At 25.9% G+C, this 7131-nt stretch carries 7 protein-coding genes; 5 read left to right on the top strand and 2 right to left on the bottom strand.

Annotation, left to right across the window (positions count from 1 at the left end; all coding sequences use genetic code 11):
* Positions 1 to 182 precede the first annotated feature (182 nt).
* The 4 genes from VN21_RS17845 to VN21_RS07385 all read left to right on the top strand — a co-directional run bounded on the left by VN21_RS17845 (position 183) and on the right by VN21_RS07385 (position 4648).
* The gene (locus VN21_RS17845) at positions 183 to 1355 is read left to right on the top strand and encodes an MFS transporter (RefSeq protein ID WP_052952006.1); all 1173 of its coding nucleotides are present in this window, start codon (positions 183 to 185) and stop codon (positions 1353 to 1355) included.
* A 370-nt stretch (positions 1356 to 1725) separates the two neighbouring features.
* Positions 1726 to 2232 carry an RNA polymerase sigma factor gene (locus tag VN21_RS07375; protein WP_046822687.1) on the top strand — a complete coding sequence of 169 codons (507 nt, stop codon included), beginning with the start codon at positions 1726 to 1728 and terminating at the stop codon, positions 2230 to 2232.
* A 3-nt stretch (positions 2233 to 2235) separates the two neighbouring features.
* Positions 2236 to 3267, top strand: a complete 1032-nt coding sequence (locus VN21_RS07380; RefSeq protein ID WP_046822688.1) for a DUF4179 domain-containing protein — start codon at positions 2236 to 2238, stop codon at positions 3265 to 3267.
* 310 nt (positions 3268 to 3577) lie between these two features.
* The gene (locus tag VN21_RS07385) at positions 3578 to 4648 is read left to right on the top strand and encodes a hypothetical protein (RefSeq protein WP_046822689.1); all 1071 of its coding nucleotides are present in this window, start codon (positions 3578 to 3580) and stop codon (positions 4646 to 4648) included.
* Positions 4649 to 4792: 144 nt separating this feature from the next.
* Here the strand turns inward: VN21_RS07385 and VN21_RS07390 are convergent, their stop codons facing one another.
* On the bottom strand, positions 4793 to 5707 hold the full coding sequence (locus tag VN21_RS07390; protein WP_046822690.1) for a permease prefix domain 1-containing protein: 915 nt from the start codon (positions 5705 to 5707) through the stop codon (positions 4793 to 4795).
* A 1-nt stretch (position 5708) separates the two neighbouring features.
* Positions 5709 to 6035 carry a PadR family transcriptional regulator gene (locus tag VN21_RS07395; RefSeq protein ID WP_046822691.1) on the bottom strand — a complete coding sequence of 109 codons (327 nt, stop codon included), beginning with the start codon at positions 6033 to 6035 and terminating at the stop codon, positions 5709 to 5711.
* A gap of 169 nt (positions 6036 to 6204) precedes the next feature.
* On the opposite strand from VN21_RS07395, the gene VN21_RS07400 reads away from it, so the two are divergent.
* Positions 6205 to 7110: a PhzF family isomerase gene (locus VN21_RS07400; protein WP_046822692.1), complete on the top strand. Its 906-nt coding sequence runs from the start codon at positions 6205 to 6207 to the stop codon at positions 7108 to 7110.
* Positions 7111 to 7131 lie beyond the last annotated feature (21 nt).

Below are 7131 nucleotides of genomic sequence, written 5' to 3' on the forward strand. Positions count from 1 at the left end.
TTAGTTTTTATACAGTTATTTTTTATGTTGTTTTATATCGGAAAATCTTATATTAAAATGAACAATTTAATATAAGACTTCTGATATAATAAATTGTATAAATAAAAAACGGAGGGATGTAAAATGCATCTGCAAGATTAAGCCCCTATTAGTTAAAAATTATATAACTAGGGGGCAATTCAATGAAACGAAATTTAAAATTAATGTATTTAATAGCATTCCTACAAGGACTAGTATTTTATGGTCCTGTAAGTTTAATATATAGAACACAAAGAGGCTTATCAATAAGTGAATTTTTCTTTTTAGAATTTATATTACTATTTATAATAGTGCTGACAGAAATCCCATGGGGATATTTTGCAGATAAATATGGATATAAAAAGACACTAACAATATCCTATATAATATTCTTTTTAGCAAGATTTAGCTTATTATTTTGCAATACTTTTATGGGATTTTTATTTCAAACAATATTAACTGCTATTGGAGTGTCAGGTACCTCTGGATGTGATATAGCATTTCTATATAAATCATGCAATTTAGAAGAAAGTGAGAAGGTTTTTGGTAGGTATAGAGCCTTTAATAGTCTAGCATTTTTTATTTCATCAATAACATCATTCTTTTTCATAAATATATCCATAGAATCAGCTATAGTTGCAACAGTTGTTGCATGTGGTTTAAGTATTATTACTATTTGTTTTACAAAAGATGTAGAGATAGAGATTTCTAATAATAAAAATGAAACCATAATTAAAGACAGTTTTAAAAATATAAAAAATGTAAAGCTAATGTTTATATTTGTTATATCTACAGCTATAATATCTGAAATATCCTATGGAATAAGTGTAAATTTAGGTCAATTACACTTTGAAAGTATAGGGGTAGATATAAGATTTCTGGGGTATATAACGGCACTTTCAGAACTTCTAGCAATGTTATCTTTTAAAACCCATGTAATTAGCAAAAAATTTGGGCAAGTGAAAACTTTAAAAACAATGGTAACTATGATGCTTTTATGTGTGTTAGTATTGGTATTTACCAAAAACATATTTATAAGTATTATTGCAGTATGCTCTTTAAGTGGATTAATATCAATGATTTCACCAATTGTATTAGATATTAAAAATAAATCTATAAGTAAGAATAGAGCTACTATTTTATCAGTGTACTCAATGATAGGAAGTTTATTTTCTGCTTTTATAAATATTATTATAGGATTTTGTGCAGATATATATTTGAAATATGCATTTTTAGCGTGTTTTATAATAATGTCTATAGGAGTATTTGGAGTTTATTTATATATGAAGAAAGATAGAATCTATAAGAAACACGTAGAGGATTTAGAAAAAATCTAAAATTGAAAAGATGTAAGGAGGGAACTAGTAGAGCTGAATTTTCTACTAGTTTTTTATTTTTAATAAAAGATTAGATATCTATAATAAAGTGAAGTTTAATTTTTAGACATAAAATAAAAATTAAATTGATAGTAAAATTTAATTTGAAATACGACACATGGGAAACCTAAATACGACATGAGGGAACTTTAAAATAACTCAATTTGAACGATAAGATAAATAAGTAATAATATTTCAAATTTATTATTTTATTAAAAAATCAAAAACAAATGGAACTATTTGGATCAAACACGAGTCTAATAATTGTGGAAAAACAAAGTAAAACTTAAGAAAGTAATATGTACGTACATAAGATTTTTAGGAGGAAGTAATGGAAAACTTAATAAAAAAAGCTAAAAAAGGTAATGAAGAATCCTTTTTTGAACTTATTGAAGCAAACAAAGTAGCTTTATATAAGGCTGCTAAATCTATTTTAAATAATGACGATGATGTAGCGGATGCAATGCAGGAAACAATAATATCAGCATATAGAAATATAAAATCACTTAAAGATGATTCTTATTTTAAAACATGGTTAACTAAGATACTTATTAACAAATGTAAAGATATAATGGCTAAAAATAAAGAAGTATTAATTTTAGACAATTATAAAGAAGAAGGTTACACTCAAGAGTTCTTGAGTAAATTTGAAATAGAAGACATGTTAAATAGTTTATCAAAAGAGCAAAAATTAGTTATATCACTTTATTATATATCTCAATTTAATACAAGAGAAATAAGCGAAATATTAAAAGAATCAGAAGGAACTATTAAATCCAGGTTATCTAGAGCTAGAAATAAGTTAAGAAAGAATACTCAGATAATAAGGGAGGTATAAATAATGGATAAAATGAACAAAGTTGATAAAATAATAGGTGGTAGTGAAATTCCAAATTGTGTAGATGAAAGAATAGATGAAACAAAAGCATTTATAAAAAGAGAAAAAAGAAGAAAAAAGATTATTAAAAATACAGCTGTATCATTTGGCCTGGTTTGTGTTATTCTCTTAGGAATGAGCGTGACTCACCCAGCACTTGCAGAGAAAATACCTTTTTTAGGAAATGTAATGAATATATTAAAATCAGATAAAGCAGTATCTGAAAAAATGTCATTTATAAAAGGTGTGAATAATAAAAATGAGAAACCAATAAATGAAAAAGCAATAAGTAATAATATTGGTATAACAGTACAAGAAGCATATTGTGACGGAAGTAATATCTTCATAAGTTATATAATAGAATCAGAAAATAGTAAGCTTAATAAATCAGATACTGTATATTTGAACAAGTATATTGGAGGTGGGGACATAAAATCTAGTTTTAGCGATGAACAATTAAGTGAAGTTGATGCTGCAACTAAAAAGATTGATGAAAATACTTATGCAGTTTTACAGTATATTGATTTAGTACCACTGATACAGAAGGGAATAAATATAGAGGATACATTTGATTTAAAAATAAATATATCAGATCTTAGTATATGGGATGAAACGGGATTAAAATATATAAAAGGCCATTGGAAATATAAATTAGCTATGAAAAAAGATGATAGTAAAAATGTAAAATTTGAGCCTAATTTAGAAAACAACAAGGCTGTACTAAAAAAGGTTGTTTTAACTCCAGGAACTACTGAGGTAGAAGTAGATATTCCTAAGGAATTTGGAGAAAGTGCATACATACTAGCATATGATGATAAAGGCAATAAATTAGATGGACATACATTTAGTTATAATATAGAAAGTAAAATTGGTACATTAGAATATAAAAAATTTACTCCTATTTCTAAAGATGCAGACTATATTGTAGTAAAAGTTGTAGATAAAAATACTGATAATTTAGATGTACTCAGTGAATTTAAATTACCATTAAAATAACATGAAAATTAAGAATAATATTTTTCAAGTAACTATTAACCGTATCTCAAATGAGTGATGCGGTTTTTTTATAAAAAATTATATGTAAGTAAAAAATTTAATATTAAATAAAGTTAAAAAAGCATTAAATGATATAATTAAGTATAGATATTATAAAGTGAATTCATATACAGGATTAAAAAAGAAGAACCTCTTAAAGTAAATACGTTTCTTCTTTTCCACGTAAAATATTTAATTTTATGCCTACTAAATCTAATAACTTTAAAGATTTAATAGATGTATTTTTAGCTATTTAATAAAGGGGTACAGTATGAAAGAAATAGAATTTTTTAAACTTGGATTATATGAAGGTGAGATAGGAAGCGATGCTTTAGCTAGAAAAAAAGAGTTTGGACATATAATGACACAAACAAGAAAAAGAGCTAAAGGAGATAGATGTTTACATTGCAATGAAAAGAAGTCTAGTTTCTGCAATTCACACTCAGTACCAGCATTTTGTTTAAGAAACATATCAACTAATGGATATTTGTATTATTCAAATACATTAATAAATATACCGTTATTGGATGAGGAGAAAGGTGTTAAAAATGCAGGAACATTTCAAATAATATGTAAAGAGTGTGATAGTACAATTTTTCAAGAGTATGAAAATCCAGATAACTATGAAAATGAGGCAACGCCTAAAATGTTAGCACAGATAGCTATGAAAAACTTTCTAAGGCATATAGGAAATAGGACCAATGATCATGCATTATATGAAATAATAGGTGAGAAAAATCCTTTTGCATTAGATTTCATTCGAAATATGCATAGTATTCAGGATGTTGAACTAGATGAATACAAGCGAAATTATGATAAAGCAAAGCGATTAAGTAAATTAAATTGTAATGGAGAATACTATCAATTTTATCATCAGAAGTTAGACTATGTTGTACCTCTGGCATTTCAAGGAAGTATAGCTCTTGTAACAGATTTGGATGGAGAAATTGTAAATGATATATATTTTAAAGAACGAAAATATAGCATACAAAGCTTACATATATGTATTTTTCCACTAAAGGATACGAGTATAGTTATGATGTTCATAGATTCAAGTGATGATAGATATGAACATTTTTGTAGTAAATTCAATGAATTACCTAATGATGATAAATTATCTTTAATCAATTATATAATTTTCTTATATTCAGAAGATGTATTTTTATCAAAGGAAATACCTGAAAATATATTAAAAGATAAAAAGTTAGTGGAGGTTTCACAGTTAAATTCAATTGCATTTTTAAACTTTTCAAGTTCAATTGAGGATGTAAAAAAAATATATGATTTAAGTAAGTATAGAGAAATACCGAATTTGTTAAGTGAAAGATATAAGTTAAGATAAAATAAATTATATTTGTAATGCTTATACTTATATCTTGAAATTAGAATGTTTTTAAGAAAAAATTAGTTAAATACATAAAACAACTATATAAAAACTTAGTTTTTATATAGTTGTTTTATTATTGTAATAAAGTTAAAATGTTAATTAAAAGCATTGACGTTGATCTATTCCATTTGATTTAAAAACTTCATCTATTAAATTTATTTGTGAAGAACTAACTTTTATAAGTTGACTACGAAATGAATACTTGTATGATGAAGGTTTCTTTTTAAATTTCAATTCAATAGAATAAATAGCTTTATTTTTAGAATGTTCTTTAACCCATCTATATGCTGAAATTTTATCCCAAGGAATAAAAGATTCAAATGTAAGAATACCCTCAGGATATATAATATTATTTTGAGACTTAGGACTTACAGTATAAAATATAATAATCATTATTAAGTACATAATTGAAATCGTTATTGTATTCAAATATTCAAAGATTATTTCACTTTTAGATAGTAAATCAAAAATATTAAAATCAGGAATTAAATTTATTGCAAATGAAAATATACATAGCCATTTGATAGGTTTTAACATATTTTCGTACCACGTAGATGTTTTATATGATTGAATGTAAAAAACAGGATTACTTGTATCTAGTTTTTTACTTTTTTTATGAGTTTTAAGAAGTAGTACAATAATTGGTATATTTAAAATAATAAAAACTAGATTCATAAAAATATCTGAAAAGGTATAAAGGTTATTTATATAACCATATATATTGACCGATGCAAGTATAGCCATAAATGAAACTGTTAATCCAGCTATAAATATTCTTTTATTATTAGAAATATTTTCTTTAAAATTGTTGCTTAAATAGTAGGGGTCTCCCATCTGCTTTAAGGCTTTTGATGTTGCATCTTCGATATTCAGACCATCGTGTGTATATTCATCAATATAACTATCAATATGATCCCTAAGTTCATCTTTTATATCTTGTGCACGTTCTTCAGTAGAAACAAATCTACAGACAGATTGCAAAAAATTATCTACATTGATTTTTTCTTCAGACATTTTACCCTCCTAGTACAAAATCCATTGTTTTGCTAAATATTTTCCATTCATTTTCTCTTCTCTTTAATTCCTTAAGACCTTTTGTTGTAATCTTGTAGTATTTTCTACGTCTACCATTTTCTATATGCCAAAAGGATTCTATAAATTTATTCTTTTCAAGGTCATGCAAAATAGGATATAAGGTCCCCTCCTTAAATAAAAATACTCCTTGGGACTTATTTTCAATCTCTTTAATCATTCCGTATCCATAAAGAGGCTCTTTTTTTAGAGCGTTTAAGATTACTGTAACAGTACTGCCTTTGATAAGTTCTTTATTTATAACTAACACCTCGGATTCCTATGTATTCTAAATTAAGTGTACTATTAATTTATGGAGAAAGCAACTGAAAATTTAAGAGAAATAAGTATGTATATGATATAATTGATGCATATTTAGACTTATTGAGTAATATATACGTAAAATAAATTAGTAGATAAATTTTTTTAGGAGGTAAACCATGGCTAAGAAATACAATTTATATCAAATTGATGCATTTACAAAAGAAAAGTTTACAGGTAATCCAGCTGGAGTAGTAACAAATGCTGATGGATTAACAAAAGTGCAAATGCAAAAAATAGCTAGAGAAATGAATAATTCTGAAACCGCATTTATATTTTCTTCTGACAGAAAGGAATACGATGTACATATAAGATTTTTTACCCCAACACATGAAGTTCCTATTTGTGGACATGCTACTATTTCAGCACACTATGCACTAGCTACTGAGAATAAACTTGAATCTACGACAATTTATCAAAAAACAGGTGCAGGCATTTTACCTGTAGACGTAGTAAAAAAAAATAATGATTATAAAATTATTATGACTCAGGGAAATGTTGAATTTGGAGACATTATTGAAGGCGTGAATAAAAATAAGCTTTTATCTGCATTAAATATTGCAGATGATGATTTATTAGAAAATTATAAAATTCAAATTGTTTCTACAGGACATTCTAAGGTTATGATTGGAATAAAAAGTATGGATACTTTAAATAAACTTAAACCTGATTTTGATCAACTGTGTAAATTAAGTAATAAAATTAAGTGCAATGGATACTATGTATTTACTACTGATTCGTATGAAAGTGATATTTTGGTGAACGGGAGAATGTTTGCACCAGCTATTGGCATTAATGAAGATCCCGTGACCGGAAATGCTAATGGGCCTTTAGGAGCTTATCTTGTTTATTATAATCTTGTTAAGCATAATAATCATTTGTTTAAGTTTAAAGCAAAACAAGGAGAGGCTATAGGTAGAGCAGGAATGGTTGAGGTAGAAGTAAAGATAGAAAATAACAAACCAGTACAAGTGAAAATTTGCGGAAATGCTACTGTAGCTTTTAAAACAAAGTTATTACTATAGTAAAAAAATGATTATACTATA

The sequence above is a fragment of the Paraclostridium benzoelyticum genome, assembly GCF_001006285.1.
GTDB classification, from domain to species: domain Bacteria; phylum Bacillota; class Clostridia; order Peptostreptococcales; family Peptostreptococcaceae; genus Paraclostridium; species Paraclostridium benzoelyticum.

Coding starts and splice junctions, on each gene's coding strand:
- VN21_RS17845 (WP_052952006.1), top strand. CDS start 183: ATGAAACGAAATTTAAAATTAATGTATTTAATAGCATTCCTACAAGGA.
- VN21_RS07375 (WP_046822687.1), top strand. CDS start 1,726: ATGGAAAACTTAATAAAAAAAGCTAAAAAAGGTAATGAAGAATCCTTT.
- VN21_RS07380 (WP_046822688.1), top strand. CDS start 2,236: ATGGATAAAATGAACAAAGTTGATAAAATAATAGGTGGTAGTGAAATT.
- VN21_RS07385 (WP_046822689.1), top strand. CDS start 3,578: ATGAAAGAAATAGAATTTTTTAAACTTGGATTATATGAAGGTGAGATA.
- VN21_RS07390 (WP_046822690.1), bottom strand. CDS start 5,707: ATGTCTGAAGAAAAAATCAATGTAGATAATTTTTTGCAATCTGTCTGT.
- VN21_RS07400 (WP_046822692.1), top strand. CDS start 6,205: ATGGCTAAGAAATACAATTTATATCAAATTGATGCATTTACAAAAGAA.